The sequence below is a fragment of the Roseomonas sp. TF40 genome (assembly GCF_057219975.1).
Window position 1 is genome coordinate 506,151 of sequence record NZ_JBXVVR010000003.1, and the last position, 15,158, is coordinate 521,308.

At 70.8% G+C, this 15,158-nt stretch carries 15 protein-coding genes; 6 read left to right on the forward strand and 9 right to left on the reverse strand.

Annotation, left to right across the window (positions count from 1 at the left end; genetic code table 11):
• Positions 1 to 144 precede the first annotated feature (144 nt).
• The 4 genes from AC2D9U_RS12340 to AC2D9U_RS12355 are packed head-to-tail and all read right to left on the reverse strand — an operon-like array spanning position 145 to position 3,920.
• Positions 145 to 519, reverse strand: a complete 375-nt coding sequence (locus AC2D9U_RS12340; RefSeq protein WP_484749342.1) for a phage tail fiber protein — start codon at positions 517 to 519, stop codon at positions 145 to 147.
• 49 nt (positions 520 to 568) lie between these two features.
• Positions 569 to 835 (reverse strand): hypothetical protein, encoded by a 267-nt coding sequence (locus AC2D9U_RS12345; RefSeq protein WP_484749344.1) that lies wholly within the window; start codon positions 833 to 835, stop codon positions 569 to 571.
• A gap of 32 nt (positions 836 to 867) precedes the next feature.
• A complete protein-coding gene (locus AC2D9U_RS12350) occupies positions 868 to 3,222 on the reverse strand; it encodes a hypothetical protein (RefSeq protein ID WP_484749345.1) in 2,355 nt (784 codons plus the stop codon).
• 47 nt (positions 3,223 to 3,269) lie between these two features.
• The gene (locus AC2D9U_RS12355) at positions 3,270 to 3,920 is read right to left on the reverse strand and encodes a hypothetical protein (RefSeq protein ID WP_484749347.1); all 651 of its coding nucleotides are present in this window, start codon (positions 3,918 to 3,920) and stop codon (positions 3,270 to 3,272) included.
• Positions 3,921 to 4,167: 247 nt separating this feature from the next.
• Between AC2D9U_RS12355 and AC2D9U_RS12360 the strand changes: the two genes are divergently transcribed.
• Genes AC2D9U_RS12360 through AC2D9U_RS12380 form a run of 5 tightly spaced genes read left to right on the forward strand, consistent with a single transcriptional unit; the run spans position 4,168 to position 8,524 of the window.
• On the forward strand, positions 4,168 to 5,295 hold the full coding sequence (locus AC2D9U_RS12360; RefSeq protein ID WP_484749349.1) for a polyamine ABC transporter substrate-binding protein: 1,128 nt from the start codon (positions 4,168 to 4,170) through the stop codon (positions 5,293 to 5,295).
• Positions 5,292 to 6,476, forward strand: a complete 1,185-nt coding sequence (locus tag AC2D9U_RS12365) for an ABC transporter ATP-binding protein (RefSeq protein ID WP_484749350.1) — start codon at positions 5,292 to 5,294, stop codon at positions 6,474 to 6,476. Before AC2D9U_RS12360 ends, AC2D9U_RS12365 begins: the two co-directional genes overlap by 4 nt.
• Positions 6,473 to 7,342, forward strand: coding sequence for an ABC transporter permease subunit (locus AC2D9U_RS12370; RefSeq protein WP_484749351.1), 870 nt, complete (start codon positions 6,473 to 6,475; stop codon positions 7,340 to 7,342). Before AC2D9U_RS12365 ends, AC2D9U_RS12370 begins: the two co-directional genes overlap by 4 nt.
• Positions 7,339 to 8,136, forward strand: coding sequence for an ABC transporter permease subunit (locus tag AC2D9U_RS12375; protein ID WP_484749352.1), 798 nt, complete (start codon positions 7,339 to 7,341; stop codon positions 8,134 to 8,136). The genes AC2D9U_RS12370 and AC2D9U_RS12375 overlap by 4 nt, the downstream gene beginning before the upstream one ends.
• Positions 8,137 to 8,167: 31 nt before the next feature.
• Entirely contained in the window at positions 8,168 to 8,524 is a 357-nt protein-coding gene (locus AC2D9U_RS12380) for a hypothetical protein (RefSeq protein WP_484749354.1), read from the forward strand.
• A gap of 15 nt (positions 8,525 to 8,539) precedes the next feature.
• On the opposite strand, the gene AC2D9U_RS12385 is transcribed toward AC2D9U_RS12380, so the two are convergent.
• Positions 8,540 to 8,950: a nuclear transport factor 2 family protein gene (locus tag AC2D9U_RS12385; protein ID WP_484749355.1), complete on the reverse strand. Its 411-nt coding sequence runs from the start codon at positions 8,948 to 8,950 to the stop codon at positions 8,540 to 8,542.
• Between the two features lie 79 nt (positions 8,951 to 9,029).
• Here AC2D9U_RS12385 and AC2D9U_RS12390 point away from each other — a divergent pair, with 79 nt between their 5' ends.
• Complete coding sequence (locus AC2D9U_RS12390) at positions 9,030 to 10,199, forward strand: iron-containing alcohol dehydrogenase (RefSeq protein WP_484749356.1); 1,170 nt, start codon at positions 9,030 to 9,032, stop codon at positions 10,197 to 10,199.
• 13 nt (positions 10,200 to 10,212) lie between these two features.
• Here the strand turns inward: AC2D9U_RS12390 and AC2D9U_RS12395 are convergent, their stop codons facing one another.
• The 4 genes from AC2D9U_RS12395 to secD form a co-directional block, all read right to left on the reverse strand.
• Positions 10,213 to 11,394, reverse strand: a complete 1,182-nt coding sequence (locus AC2D9U_RS12395; RefSeq protein ID WP_484749358.1) for an EAL domain-containing protein — start codon at positions 11,392 to 11,394, stop codon at positions 10,213 to 10,215.
• Between the two features lie 160 nt (positions 11,395 to 11,554).
• Positions 11,555 to 12,436, reverse strand: a complete 882-nt coding sequence (locus AC2D9U_RS12400; RefSeq protein WP_484749359.1) for a tripartite tricarboxylate transporter substrate-binding protein — start codon at positions 12,434 to 12,436, stop codon at positions 11,555 to 11,557.
• A gap of 77 nt (positions 12,437 to 12,513) precedes the next feature.
• A complete protein-coding gene (gene secF, locus AC2D9U_RS12405; RefSeq protein WP_484749692.1) occupies positions 12,514 to 13,464 on the reverse strand; it encodes a protein translocase subunit SecF in 951 nt (316 codons plus the stop codon).
• 24 nt (positions 13,465 to 13,488) lie between these two features.
• Positions 13,489 to 15,075 carry a protein translocase subunit SecD gene (secD, locus tag AC2D9U_RS12410; RefSeq protein WP_484749360.1) on the reverse strand — a complete coding sequence of 529 codons (1,587 nt, stop codon included), beginning with the start codon at positions 15,073 to 15,075 and terminating at the stop codon, positions 13,489 to 13,491.
• Between the last annotated feature and the right edge of the window lie 83 nt (positions 15,076 to 15,158).

The following is a 15,158-nucleotide window of genomic DNA, read 5'->3' on the forward strand; positions in this document are numbered from 1 at the left end:
CTCGCAAACCTCGGAGTCGCCCGACAGGTTCCGTGTCGGGCGCCTTGCGGCGTCCAAAGGATTCACGTGAGTAGCTCCCCAGTTACCCAGGGGAAGGGTATCCGACCCACCGCGTCGGGTTCAAGGGTCAGAAGGGCATAAGTGTCACTCTGGCGTGACAGTCAGCGCATCGACCGCGATGGTGACCGTGCCGGGCCCGCCGACGGTGACGGCCTGGTTGAGGCTGCCCCAGCTGAGCGGATTGCCCCCCGTCGCGGCATCGAACAGGCCGAGATGGCTCATGGTGCCGGCGGCGGTGGTGAAGGTGAAGCGCAGCGCCTCGACATTGCGCTGCACGCCGGTGCCGGTGAAGGTCACGCGCTGGCGGGCATAGCCGGTGCCGGCGGGCTCGCCGGTCACCCCGGTGGCATCGGCGCCGCCGGTGCCGAGTGCCGCCCAGACCGCGCTCGGCAGGGCAGGCACGCGCCCGCACAGCGCGCGGGCGAGCAGGTTCTTGGCGTGATCGGTCAGGTCGGTCATGGCTGAATCCTTTTGACGGTGTGAGGATTTTCGGGGGGCGAGGCGGGCCTCAGAAGGAGCCGATCAACCTTGCGCCGAGCTGCGGGCGGTCGGCCGACAGCCCCGGGGGCACGGGCAGGGGCTCGCTGGCGACGACGGCCACCATCGCATCGCCATCCAGGGCGAAGAGCGGCACGCCGGGCGGCGGCACGAGGCCGCCGATCCGCGGGTCGAGCGCCCCGGGTGCCTCGCCGGGCGCGTGCCAGCCGAGGGCCCGCAGCGCGGCCTCGGCGGCGGTCGTCGGCCCATACCAGAAATGCTGAACCCATTCGCTCATGCGGTGTTTCTCCGGGCTTTGGGGGGAAGTCGTCAGGGCGCGGCGGCGCCGGCCAGCAGCAGCAGCTTCGTGGTGCCGCCGTCGGGGCTGAAGGCGAGCAGCGTGGCCAGGCCATCGGGGCGGATCTTCGTCAGACCGTCCTGGTTCGATGGCGTGGTGCCGGTGAAGCCCGTCATGCCGATCGCGAGGTCCGCGCCCGTGCGGTTGATGATGAGGCAGGAGAAGCCATCACCCGTCGCGCCCCAATCGATGGACAGCGTGGTGCCGGCATTGGCCGCGACCAGCCGGGCATTGTGCGCGGCGAGGCTCAGCGCGGTCGCCCCCGAGGTGGCGACGACCGCAAGCCGCCGGGCGGTGAACTGGCTGTCCACATAGCCCTTGTTCGCGGCCTGGGCGGCGGTGCTGGGATCGCCCGGCAGAACGAGCGGCGCCTGCAGCGTCACGGTGCCGGACGGGCCAATGCGCACACGTTCCGCCAGCGTGCCGCCGCTGCGCGTCTCGATGATGAAAGCGCCCGATTCCGCACCGGCGGTGGTGGTCTCGCCGATGCCGGCGGCACGGGCGTAGACGGTCTGCGCGCCCACCGCGTTGCCGCCGCTGAATTCCAGCTGGCCGAGTGTGTGGCCATTTGCGGGGCTGGCGGAACTGCGGCGCAGCGTCAGCGCCATGGGCTGGGTCATGCCCGAGGCTGCGCCCAGCACCACCTTGCCGTCGGGATTCGCCACCGGATCGCCGCCGATCTCGAGCGGGGCGAGCGGACCGGTGCCGATGCTGATCCCGTAGGTGATCGTGGCGTCCTGGTTCTCGATGTCGAGTTCGCCGCCCTCGGTGGAAGAGCGGCGCTGGAGCACCGCGCGGCTCTCATCGGGGGAGGAGGCCAGGGCCTGGCGCCGATTGCCGACCAGCACGATGCGCGACACGTCGCCCGAGGTCTCGCCCGTGAAGGTGGTGCTGCGCGTATCCGAGGCGATGACCGAGAGGCTGTCGCCCGCCGAGGCCAGATGAACGACCGAGTTCGGCAGGTCGCAGGCCACCAGGGTCAGCCCGCCATCGAGCACCTCGACCGTGCGCCCCATCCCGCCGCCGCCCACCATCACGCCCACGAACTGGTTGTCGCCCTGGTTGGAGGCGTTGGAATCGACGCGGATGGCGGTGGACATGGAACTGATGAACCCGCCCACCCACTTCGTGCGAAAGGCCGTGCCGCGGATCCAGGCCCCGGTCGTCTGCGGGTCACGCAGGCTCAGCAGGTCGTCGACGCTGCAATTGTGCAACTGGATCGAAGCGCTGCCATTGCCCAGGTCGAAGCCGATGTCGTAGCCGTAGCAGAAGCAGTTCACGAATTCGGCGACATCGCTGCTCTCGATGCGGAAGGCGGTGCCGGAGCGGCGGTTGTTCCAGATGGTGAGCGTGCCGCCGCCGCTCCAGCTGCCGGTGAAGGCGCTGCCCTGGAGGTCGATGCGCGTCGCATCGATCACGGTCGCGGTGAAGCGGCCATTCGCCCCCGGCACGCCATTCACGCCCGTGACGTTCACGAGGTCGCCGGTGACGAGGCCATGTGCCCCCGCGCTGGTGAGCCGCACGAGCCCGCCGCCGTTGTTGGCGACCGCGGCAATGCCGTTCTGGACCAGCGATACGCCGGCGAGGTTGCCGGTCAGGAAGGGCCAGAAATGCACGTCATGGACGCGCGAGATGTCGTAGGTGCGCGACAGCCAGATGCCGTTGCGATTGTCCCCCCGCACGCGCCGCACGTTGAGGCGCTGGTTGTTGTCGGAGCGGATGGCGAGGTCGAAGCCCAGGATCAGCAGGTCCTCGCACAGCGCGTCGTGATGCCCGCCCGCGCCGTCGCCGATGGTGATGGCGGTGCCGGCCAGGGCGGCCCGCAGGTTCACGCCCGCACGCAGCGTGGTGGGCGGTGCGCCCATGCCGTCGCGGATCACCGCAAGCCGGCGCAGCGTACCCGCGCGCAACACGCGGATGGTGCGCGCGCCGTCGAGCAGGATGGTGCCCGGAATGGCGCGGTAATCGCCGTTGGTCCGCTGACCGCCCGGGAAGAGCATGCCTTCGAGGCAGACATTCTCGCGCACCGTGAGATCCGCCGCCGCCACGCGGTAGCGCCGCGGGCCGAGCCGCACGATGCCCCCTCCGGCGGCCGAGGCCGCATCGATCGTGGCCTGGATCGCGGCGGCATCATCGGTCGTGCCGTTGCCGATGGCACCATGGTCGCGGACATGGAACATGCGCTCGGCATGCACGCCGGCGGTGATCTGCGCGAAGGTGGCGCGGCGGGTCTGCGCCGTCGCGCCACTGCCCTGAACCACCGGGGCGATGTCGGCAAGGCCGAGAGCGTTGGCGGCGGGCAGGTCGGAAATGCGGGCATCGGCCATGGGGCGTCCTGTCGGGGATAGGGGCGGGGGAGGGGTGGCCGCTGCGTTCAGAGAACGATGCGCCCGCTGGTCTCGAGCAGCAGCGCGCCGCGGTTCTGCGCCAGCAGGGCGAAGGGCGCGGTGACGGAGAAGGCGGGCGAGGTATCCACCGCTGCGGGGTCGATCGTGGCCTCGACGCGCATCCGGTAGCCGGTACCGACCGGCGGGGCGGGGAAGGTCACGCTCGCCGCGCCAGCCGAGACGGGGGCGGTGGTCGGCCCGCGCACCGCATTGCCGCTGGCATCGCGCAGGCTGAACACGACCTGGGTGATCGGCCCGGCCACATTCGCCTGTGCTGCGACGGTGCCGTTGGAGACGATGCCGGCCGCGATCGGTGCCAGCACCACCGTGATCGCCGCGGCACTCGCCGCGAGGCGCACGGAGAAGCGCGGCGCGGCGGTGCGGTTGACGCGGAAGGGGGCCGCGGAGGTGTCCACCGTCACGCCGGCGGCGACGATGTCGCCCGTACGTACCGGCAGCAGCGCCACCGCATCCGAGGCCTGGAGCAGGATGAGGTCCCCGGTTTCGAGCCGCGCCGCGGCGGGCGCGAAATAGCCCGCGCCCAGCGCGGTCGCGCGGGTATCGGCGGTCCGGTACAGCCAAAGGGTGAAGCCGCTGCCGGTCAGCAGGGGCGTGAGGGCGGCATCGATGAAGGGCATGGTCGGGCTCCGGTCGCGCGGCAGGGCTGAGGACGCGCGGCGGCGCGTCCCGGGTGAGGGCGTCGAATGCTCGGGATGGGGGGGAGGGCTGAGGGCGCAACTCGCCCCTTGGCCCGTGCTGGATAGCCCGGGGGGCAAGAACAAGTCAAGAACAAAATCCTAGTCGCGCGGCGAAGCCGATCCCCGTGCGCTCGGCGTCGGGCGTGGTAAGATCAGCGCTTCCCGCCCCTTGCCGAAGGTCGATCCGATGCTGCGTCGCCTGCTGCTGAGCGCTGTCCTTGCCACCCTGCCGATGCTGGCCGTGCCGCTTCCGGCCCAAGGGCAGGCCCAGGGACAGGCCGCTTCGCCTGAGCGCCTGGTGAACGTGTTCAACTGGAACGACTACATCGACCCCTACATGGTCCAGCGCTTCACGCGCGAGACCGGAATCCGGGTTCGTTACGATGTCTATGACAGCCTGGAGACGCTGGAGGGGCGCCTTTCCGCCGGGCGTTCGGGCTTCGACATCATCGTGCCCACCGCCGAGCCCACGCTGTCACGGCTGATCCGCGCCAATGCGCTGCGGCCGCTGGATGCGGCATCCATTCCCAATCTGCGCAACCTCGACCCGCAGGTGCAACAGCAGGTGGCGAGTTCGGATCCGGGCAACCGCCATGGCGCGGTCTATCTCTGGGGCACGGTGGGGCTGGGCGTGAATGCCGAGCGTGTGCGCGCCCTTGCCCCCGATGCGCCGCTCGACAGCCTCGCGCTGCTGATGGACCCGCAACATGCGCGGCGCCTCGCGCGCTGCGGCATCACCATGATGGACAGCGCGAGCGACGTGATCCCGACCGTGCTGCGCTATCTCGGCCGCGATCCCAACAGCACCAGCGCGGATGATCTGCGCGAGGTCGAGCGCGCGCTGATGGCGATCCGCCCCTTCATCCGCAACTTCTCCTCCGCCGGCACGATCGAGACGCTGGCCTCGGGCCAGTCCTGCCTGGCCTTCACCTATTCGGGCGACGCGATCCAGGCCGGCGCGCGGGCGCGCGAGGCCGGGCGCGGCGTGGTCGTGCAGTACATCGCACCGAAGGAGGGCGCGCAACTCTGGTTCGACGTGCTGGCGATCCCGGCCGATGCGCCGAATCCCGAGAACGCGCATGCCTTCATCAACTTCCTGCTGCAGCCCGACGTGATGGCGGCGATCACCACGCATGTGCGCTATCCGAATGCGGTGCCGGCGAGCCGCGCGCTGCTCGCGCCCGAGATCGCGAACGACCCGAGCATCTTCCCCGATGCCGCGACGCGCGCGCAGTTCTTCACCATCGGCCCCGTGCCGCAGGCCGCCGACCGCGCGCGCAACCGCATGTGGGCGCGCTTCAAGGCGGGGCGGTGAGCCCCGCGCCCGATGACCGCAGCGCCGAAGGGCGCGGAGGTCTGAATCGGTCGCGGCACGACAACACGCCCTGGCGCGACCCCGATGCCGTGCCCTTCCTGCGCATCGAGGGCGTGACCAAGCGCTTCGGCGGCTTCGTCGCTCTCGATGACGTGTCGCTGCCGATCTACCGCGGCGAGCTCTTCGCGCTGCTCGGCGGCTCGGGCTCGGGCAAGTCCACGCTGCTGCGCTGCCTCGCGGGTTTTCTCGAACCCGATGTGGGGCGCATCATCCTCGACGGGCAGGACATGGCCGGCGTTGCGCCCTATGCGCGGCCGGTGAACATGATGTTCCAGTCCTACGCGCTGTTCCCGCATATGAGCGTGGCCCAGAACATCGCCTTCGGCCTGAAGCAGGAAGGCATGGCGAAGGCTGGCATCGCCGCGCGGGTGGCGGAGATGCTGGCACTCACCCGCCTGGAGGGCTTCGGCGATCGCCGCCCCGCGCAGCTCTCCGGCGGGCAGAGGGCGCGCGTGGCGCTGGCGCGCGCGCTGGCCAAACGCCCCAAGCTGCTGCTGCTGGACGAACCGCTCTCCGCACTCGACAAGAACCTGCGCGAGGCGACGCAGTTCGAGCTGGTGAACATCCAGGAGAGCACCGGCACCACCTTCATCATCGTCACCCATGACCAGGAGGAGGCGATGACGATGGCAACCCGCCTCGCGGTGATGGATCGCGGCACGCTCGCGCAGATCGGCACGCCGGGCGAGGTCTATGAATACCCCAACAGCCGCTTCACCGCGGAGTTCCTCGGCACCGCCAACATCCTCGAAGGCGTGATCGAACGCGTGGAGGGCGAGGGCGTGCGCATCGCCTCCGCCGAATATGCCTTCGACATCGTCACCGCCACGCCGGCGCCCAAGCCGCCGGGCAGCCGCGTCTTCGTCGCACTGCGGCCCGAGCGGCTGCGCATCGCGCGCGTCGATCCCGGGACGCAACATGCGGATAACCGCCTGGTCGGGCGCGTGCGCGACATCGCCTATTACGGCGATTTCTTCATGGTGCATGTGGAGATGGAAGGCGGGCGCACCCTGCGCGCCAGCCTGCCCAATCTGCGCCGCATCACCGAGCGCCCGGTGGATTGGGAGGATGTGGTGGCGCTGAGCTGGGATGCCGATGCCGGCGTGGTGCTGCCGGAATGAACGGCCTGCGCTGGCTGGTGCTGGCCCTGCCGGTCGCCTGGATGGCGCTGTTCTTCGCCGCGCCCTTCGCCATCGTCGCGGCCATCGGCTTCACGGAGAGTGCGGAAGGCGTGCCGCCCTACGCGCCCCTGCTGCGCTGGCGCGAGGATGGCTCGCCCTATCTGCAGCTCAACCTCGAGAATTTCCGGCTGCTCTTCGATGATCCCTTCTACATCGAGGCCTATCTGCGCAGCCTCGGCGTCGCCGCGGTCTCGGCCACGCTCTGCCTGCTGATCGGCTATCCGATGGCGCTTGCCATCGCGCGTGCGCCCGCGCGCTGGCGCGCGACGCTGCTGATGCTGGTGGTGCTGCCCTTCTGGACCAGCTTCCTGCTGCGCGTCACCGCCTGGATCGGGCTGTTGCAGGACCAGGGCTGGATCAACGGCGTGCTGCTCGCGAGCGGCATCATCGCGGAGCCGCTGACGCTGCTCTACACCGACCTCGCGCTCTATCTCGGGATCACCTATTGCTACCTGCCCTTCATGGTGCTGCCGATCTACGCGACGCTCACCAGGCTCGACCCCGCGCTGCTCGAGGCCGCGGCGGATCTCGGCGCGCGGCCCTGGCGCGCCTTCCTGGCCGTGACGCTGCCGCTGTCCCTGCCGGGCATCCTCGCGGGCTTCCTGCTGGTCTTCATCCCGGCGGTGGGCGAGTTCGTGATCCCGGAACTGCTGGGCGGGCCCGGCGCGCAGTTGATCGGGCGCGTGCTCTGGACCGAGTTCTTCCAGAACCGCGACTGGCCGCTGGCCTCGGCGCTGGCGGTGGTGCTGCTGCTGGCGCTGGTCGTGCCGATCGGGCTGTTCCAGGCCAGAATAGGCCGCGCATGAGGCACCTCAAGCTGCTCGTGCCGCTCGGGCTCGGCTTCGCCTTCCTCTATCTGCCGATCCTGCTGATGGTCGTCTTCTCCTTCAACGACAGCCGCATGGTGACCGAGTTCACCGGCTTCTCCTGGCGCTGGTACGCCGCGCTCTTCGCCAATGACGCGCTGATGCAGGCGCTGTTCCTGTCGCTGCGCATCGCCGCGATCTCGGCCACCATGGCAACGATCCTGGGCACGCTGGCCGGCTTCGCGCTGGCCCGCTTCGCGCGGTTTCGCGGCCGCGCCGTGTTCGGCGGGGTGATGGCCGCGCCGCTGGTGATGCCCGAGGTGATCACGGGGCTGTCGCTGCTGCTGCTCTTCGTCGGGCTCGAATCCCTTTTCGGCTTCCCCGCCGGGCGCGGGGCGGACACGGTGGCGATCGCGCACGCCACCTTCGGCGCGGCCTATGTCGCGGTGGTCGTGCAGTCGCGCCTCGCCGATTTCGACGCCAGCCTGGAGGAAGCGGCGATGGATCTCGGCGCCCGGCCCTGGAAGGTCTTTGCGCTGATCACGCTGCCGCTGATCGCCCCCGGCGTCGCGGCGGGCTGGCTGCTGGCCTTCACCCTTTCGCTGGATGACCTCGTGATCGCGAGCTTCGTCTCCGGCCCCGGCGCTTCGACCCTGCCGATGGTGATCTTCTCCGCCGTGCGGCTGGGGCTGACGCCGGAACTCTATGCGCTGGCCACGCTGCTGCTGGTGGCGGTGGCGGCCGCGTTGCTGGTGGTGCTGCGGCTGGCGCCAGGGCGCGACGGATCGCCCTGATTTTTCCACGCTCCGGTTCCATATTCGCGGCATGCGCGCTTTGGCCCTTTGCCTCCTGCTGCTGACCGCCGCCTGCGCCGAACGCTGGGAACGCCCCGGCAGCACGGAGGCCGATGGCGATGCCGCCAACGCCGCCTGCGCCGACCAGGCGCTGCTGGCCGTGCCGGTGCAACTCGCCTGGCAGATCGTCGAGCCGGCGCGGATCGAGCGCGACCGCCGCTGCTGGGTGGAAGGCGGGCGCGAGCGCTGCCGGATCTATGACCGCTGGCGCCCCGCCCGCTGGGGCCATGTGGACGTCAATACCGGCGCGCGCGAGGCCTGGCGGCGCACCTGCATGCGCGAGCAAGGCTTCACCTTCCAGGGCTACCGGCCGCTGCGCCTGCAGTAGAGCGCGCAAGGACCTTCACGCATCGGGCAGCGTCTCGCCGCGCAGCGCTTCCCACAGCGCGGCGGTGTCGTGGAAGACCTCATAGGCCGCGACGCGCCCCGCCCGCAGCGTGAAGATGTTCACCACCTCCGCCGCCACCTCGCTTCCGGTGCGCCGGGCGCGCCAGCGCCCGGACAGGACGATGACGACGACATCGCCGGCATCGATGCGCCGCAGCGGCGTGACCTCCAGCACCTCGAGGTTCGCGGCGACCTGGGCGAAGAAGGTGCGCGCGGCGTCCAGCCCCGACCAGACGCCGCTCCAGGGCAGCAGACCCGGCCGGCCGCGATAGGCGATGCGCAGATCGGGCGTGGCGACAGCGGCCAGCGCCGCCGCATCGCCGGCCCGGATGGCGGCATACCAGGCGGCGAGGGGGTCTTCGGGCATGGTCCGGTATCCTTCGGCGTCTGGCCGCGCCGCATCAGGGCGCCTAAACTTCCGACTGACAAGGGAAGGACGCTCGACAATGGTGGTATCGCTGGTCGCACCCCGGCTGATGATGATGGGGGAAGGGGCCGTGGCGAAGCTGCCCGAGATGCTCGCCCAGCTCGGCCTGAAGCATCCGCTGATCGTCACCGACCCCTTCATGGTCTCCTCCGGCCTGCTCGAGCGCGCGCTTGGCCCGCTTCGGGCGGCGGGGATCGAAGCCGCGATCTTCGCGGACACCGTGCCCGACCCTACCGATACGGTCATCGAGGCCGGTGTGGCGGTGCTGCGTGCGGGCGACCATGACTGCCTGGTGGGCTTCGGCGGCGGCAGCCCGATGGACACGGCGAAGGCCATGGCGATCCTGGCCGCAGCACCGCCCGGCGTGCATATCCGCGCCTTCAAGGTGCCCATGGCGGCCAATACCGCGGCGCTGCCGGTCATCTGCGTGCCCACCACGGCGGGGACAGGCAGCGAGGCCACGCGCTTCACCATCGTCACCGATACCACGCATGACGAGAAGATGCTGATCGCCGGCCTCGGCGCCCTGCCCCTGGCCGCCATTGTCGATCCCGAACTCACCTACGGCCTGCCCGCGCGCATCACCGCGGATACCGGCATCGACAGCCTGACCCATGCGCTGGAGGCCTTCGTCAGCAAGCGCGCCAACCCGGTCTCGGACGAGTACGCGCGCGCCGCCATGCGCCTGATCGCGCCGAACCTGCGCCGCGTCTGGGCCGACCCCCGCGATGTCGCTGCGCGTGAGGCGATGATGCGCGGCGCGACGCTGGCCGGGCTCGCCTTCAGCAACGCCTCGGTCGCGCTGGTGCATGGCATGAGCCGCCCGGTGGGGGCGCATTTCCATGTCCCTCATGGCCTGTCCAACGCCATGCTGCTGCCCGCCGTCACCGCCTTCGGGCTGGAGGCCGGGCGCGCCCGCTATGCCGAGGCCGCGCGCGTCATGGGCCTCGCCAGCGCGGCGGAGGGCGACCAATCCGCGGCGGTGAAGCTGCTGGAGGAGCTGCGCGCGCTGAACCGCGACCTGCAGGTGCCCAGCCCCGCCGCCTATGGCATCGAGGCCGCGAAATGGGAGGCCGTGCTGCCCACCATGGCGGCGCAGGCGCTGGCCTCCGGTAGCCCGGGCAACAACCCGCGCGTGCCCGACGCGGATCAGATCGTCGCGCTCTACCGGGAGACCTATCGCGGATAGGCCGCGCGCGGCCTCAGACCGTCCCGAGTGCGGCCGCCCGCCAGGCGGTGATCCAGGCCGGCAGGGCCGATATCGGCAGCGGCCTGCCCACGCCGAAGCCCTGCGCGAAATCGCAACCCGCGGCGGAGGCCGCGCGCCAGACATGCGGGTCGGTCACACCCTCGGCGATCACCAGCATGCCCTTGGAATGGGCCATCTCGACGATCCGTCGAACCTCGGCCCGGGCCCGGAAATCGCGGGGCATGGCGATGACCAGCCCGCGATCCAGCTTCACGCCCGTGAAGGGCAGGCCGAGCAGGTGGCGCCGCCCGTCATCCAGCGCCAGATCGTCGAGCAATACGCCGAAGCCGGCCCGCGCCATGCGGCGCAGCGCACGGCGCAGCGTGTCGATGTCGCGCACCGCGGTGCTTTCGGTCAGTTCCAGCAGCAGATTGGTTGGCCGCAGCCCCGCCGCGGCGACCGCAGCGCTGAGCCAGCTTGGCAGGCCGGGTTCCAGCAGCACCGCCAGCGGCACGTTGAAGGACAGGCGCAGCCCCTGGGCGCGCGGCATGGAAGCGAGTTCGCTCAGCGCGCGATGCGCCACCGCGGCGGTGAGCTGCGCGGCGAGGCCGGCCCGCTCCGCCATCGGCACGAAGGCGCCCGCGCCGAGCGCCGCGTCGGGCCGCTCCCAACGCGCCAGGGCTTCCAGCATCACGGGCATGCGGTCGATGATTCGCACGATGGGCTGGAAGCGGACCGTGATCTCGCCGCGCTGCAGCCCCGCGGCCAGGGCGGCGGGTCCGTTCTCGCTCCGGCTCGCATCGTGCGCGGCGGCATGGGCCGCCAGGGCATCGGCCAGGCGCTTGGGCTCGGCTGGCACGGCGCGCAGGCCCTGGGGCGGCGTGATGCCCGGCTGTGCCACGACGACAACCGCCGTGCCGCTGAAGCGATCCAGCGCCGCATCCAGCAGTGCCGCCCCGATGCAATCCGGGGCGCCGCCTTCCAGGACCAGGTGGCGTGGACCAAGACCGGGACCGACAAGCTGGGAGAGCGCTTCGGCACCCGAGGCCACCTGCACCACGGGCCGGCCATCCATGCGCCGCGCGGCCGCGCGCGTGGTGGCGATGACCTGGGGGTCACGGGCCACGAGCAGCAGGGTTGCGGGGCTGGTGTCGGTGCGCCTGGGGCGCCGGACCATGATCTGGGGCTCCCTCATGGCCGCCGGTCGGACGATTCCTGGGCCATGCCGACAACGACGTGGCCACAAGGGATATATCATGCAGTCTCGGCGGAGGGAACGCCGTTTTGTCTCAAAGATGATAATTGTCTTAACGATCGGGTGAGTTTGGCCCGACGTCAGGACCCGGGAAGCGAGGTCAGACGCGGCGTGGCAGCCAGGGATCCTCCTGCCAGCGCCGGCGCATTTCCTCATCGACGCGGCCCAGCAGGCGCATCCAGCTGGCCGGGCCGAGGAAGCGCGCATTCTGCCCTTGGGCCGCGGCGGCGGCGATGAAATCAGGATCCTGGGTCAGGGCCTCCAGCCCCGTCAGCAACCGGTCACGCAGCTCTTCAGGAACGCCAGGCGGCAGGGCGAAGCCGCGCTGGGCCGAGGCGACGAGGTCGATCCCCTGCTCCCGGAAGGTGGCGACCTGCGGCAGCAGCGGGCTGCGCCGTGCGGACGCGATGGCGAGCGCGATGACCTTCTCCTCCCGCAGCGCCTGGATCGCGTCGGGCAGCGCGAGCATCGCTGCCGGCACATGGCCCGACAGGGCGGCCTGCCGCGCGGCGGCGGCGGAGGGGAAGGCCAGCACGGCAAGGTCGAGCCGGCTGTCCAGCCGCAGCGCCGCCACATGGCCCGCGCTGCCGGGGGCGGGGGTGCCAAGCGGCCGGCCGGCGGCGATGCCGCGCAGCGCGGCCAGATCGGTCGGTCCGTCGAGCGGGCCGACCAACACCATGCTTTCCTCCAGCACCGCGGCAAGCGGGGTGATGCGCGACAGCGGGCTGGCTTCGCCGGCTTCGATGGCGCGGGTCAGCAGCAGCGGCGCGGTGACCACGCCCATCAGCTTGCGGTCCGGCGGGCTGGCCGCGAGCACGGCCATGGCATCGAGGCCGCCGCGCCCGGGATGGTTGCGCACAGCCACCGCGACCCGCGTCCAGTGCCGCTCGAGGAAGGGGGCGACGCTGCGCGCCCAGAGATCGGCCGGCGAGGCGGGGGGGGCGCCGACCAGCAATTCCAGCGCATTGCGCCGGCTCGCCACGGCCGATGTCGGCCGCAAGGCCGGCGCCGCCAGCCCAAGAGCGAGAGCGAGGCTCCCGCGCCGGCCGAGCCGCATGGTCACGGTGCCGCCACCGCCGATGTCGGGGCGGCCTCGTTCGGGCGCAGCGACTTGGCGCCGGTGAACAGCACGATGGGCGCGGCGATGAACACCGAGGAGCCGGCGCTCACCAGGATCCCGAACAGCATGGTCCAGGCGAATCCGCCCAGCGCATCGCCGCCGAACAGCGCCAGCGGCACCGCCGAGAGGAACAGCGTGGCCGAGGTGCCGAGCGAGCGGTTCAGCGTCTCATTGATCGACAGGTCGACCAGTTGGCGCAGCGGCATCTGCTTGAATTTGCGCAGATTTTCTCGCATCCGGTCGAACACCACCACCTTGTCGTTGGCCGAGAAGCCGATGATGGTCAGGATCGCCGCGACCGTCTGGAGATTGAACTCGATCTGCGTCAGCGCCAGGAAGCCCACCACCTTGGTCGCGTCCAGGATCAGCGTGATGATGGCGGCGATGCCGAACTGCCACTCGAAGCGCAGCCAGATGTAGATCAGCATCGCCAGCAGGCTGATGCCGAGCGCGATCATGCCGCCCTGGAACAGCTCGGCCGAGACGCGGTTGCCCACCGCCTCCACGCGCAGCACGCGCGTGCCCGGTGCGGCGGTCTCGAGCGCGGCGCGCACCGCGTTCACGGCGCGCTGCGTGCCGGCCTCATCGGCCTGGACGGGCAGGCGGATCAACACCTGGTCGGCCGCGCCGAATTCCTGCGCGCCGACATCGCCCAGCCCCAGCCCGCCCACCGCGGTGCGGAGCTGGCCGAGATTGGCGGGGCCCGGCGTGCGGACCTCCATGACGATGCCGCCCTTGAAGTCGATGCCGCGCTCGAGCCCCGGATAGAAGGCCAGGATCACCGAGGCGGTGGACAGGAAGGCGGAGACGATCAGCCCGATCACCGCCCCCTTCATGAAGGGGATGGTGGTGTTGTCCGGCACGAGGCGGAACAGCGGGCGGGAGAGCAGGCGGAACATCGGTGCGTCTCCCTCTCAGACCGGCAGCGATTGCGGGCGGCGGCGGCGATACCAGCTCGCCACCATCAGGCGCACCACCACGGTGGCGGTGAACATCTGCACCACCGTGCCGATGGCGACGGTGACGGCGAAGCCCTTCACCGGCCCGCTGCCGAAGGCATAGAGACAGGCCATGGCGATCAGGTTGGTCAGGTTGCTGTCCAGGATGGTGCCCGACGCCTTGCTGAACCCGGCCTCCAGCGCGCTGATCGGACTTCGCCCGAGCTTGGTTTCCTCGCGTATGCGTTCATTGATCAGCACATTGGCGTCGAGCGCCGTGCCCAGCGTGAGCACGATGCCGGCGATGCCGGGCAGCGTCAGGGTCGCCCCCAGCACGCTGAGGATGCCGATCATGATGACCACGTTGGCGACCAGCGCGATATTCGCCAGCCAGCCGAAGAAGCCATAGGCGAGGCCCATGTAGAGGAAGACGAAGCTGGTCCCCACCGCCAGCGAGATCAGCCCCGCGCGGATCGCATCCGCCCCGAGCTCCGGCCCCACGGTGCGTTCCTCCACCACGGTCAGCGGTGCGGGCAGGGCGCCGGCGCGCAGCAGCACGGCGAGGTCGGTGGCACTCCGCACGTCGAAGCTGCCGCTGATCTGGCCGCGCCCGCCGGTGATCGGCTCGCGGATCACGGGCGCGGTGATCACCTTGTCGTCGAGCACGATGGCGAAGGGCCGGCCGGTATTCTGGCGCGTCACCTCGGCGAAGCGCCGCGTGCCGATGGAATCGAAGGCGAAATTCACCACCCACTCGCCGGTGCGGTTGTCCTGGCCCGCACGGGCATCGTTCAGGTTGGCGCCGTCCACCTCGACACGCCGGCGCACCGCATAGCGCTCCGCCCCGCGATCGCCCGGCAGGAACATGGTGCCCGGCGGCGGGGTCGGGGCCAGCACATTCGCGCTCTCATCCAGCAGGTGGAAGGTCATGCGCGCGGTGCGGCCGAGCAGGTCCTTGATCCGGCCCGGATCCTCCACACCCGGCAACTGCACCAGGATGCGGTTCTGGCCCTGGCGGGCGATCAGCGCCTCGGCCACGCCGGTCTCATCGATGCGCCGGCGCACGATCTCGAGCGACTGTTCCACCGCGCCGGTCGCCTTCGCGCGCAGCCCGACCTCGGTGATGGTGGCGGTGACGGTGCCGTCCGGGGCGGTGGTGACCTCGATATCGGGCTGCGTCGCGCCGCCGCCGGTGGGCACCGCGATGGCGGCCTCGCGCAGCAACCGCGCCACATCCGCCGCCCGGGCGGGGTCGGAGACGCGCAGCGAGACGCGCCGCTCGCCGGCATTGGCGTTGAGCCCGGTGTAGAGGATGCGCGGATTGGCCGCCGCCGTGCCGCGCCGTGTCGTGTCCACCAGCGCTTCCAGCCGCTCGCGCACCATCTGCGAGGTATCGACCTCGAGCAGCAGGTAGCTGCCGCCGCGCAGGTCGAGGCCGAGGCTGATCTGCCGCGCCCAGCTTGGCAGCACCTCGCGCGGGAGCAGGTTGGGGACCGAGAGCAGCACGCCCAACAGGCACACGCCGATCACCGCGAGCGCCTTCCAGCGGGCGAAATACATCATGGAGAGAGCCGACCCTGAACCGTGTAGGGGCCACCTGCGGCGTCGCGGCGGCCTTTGAGGCCGGAACATGCGCGGCAGCCCCC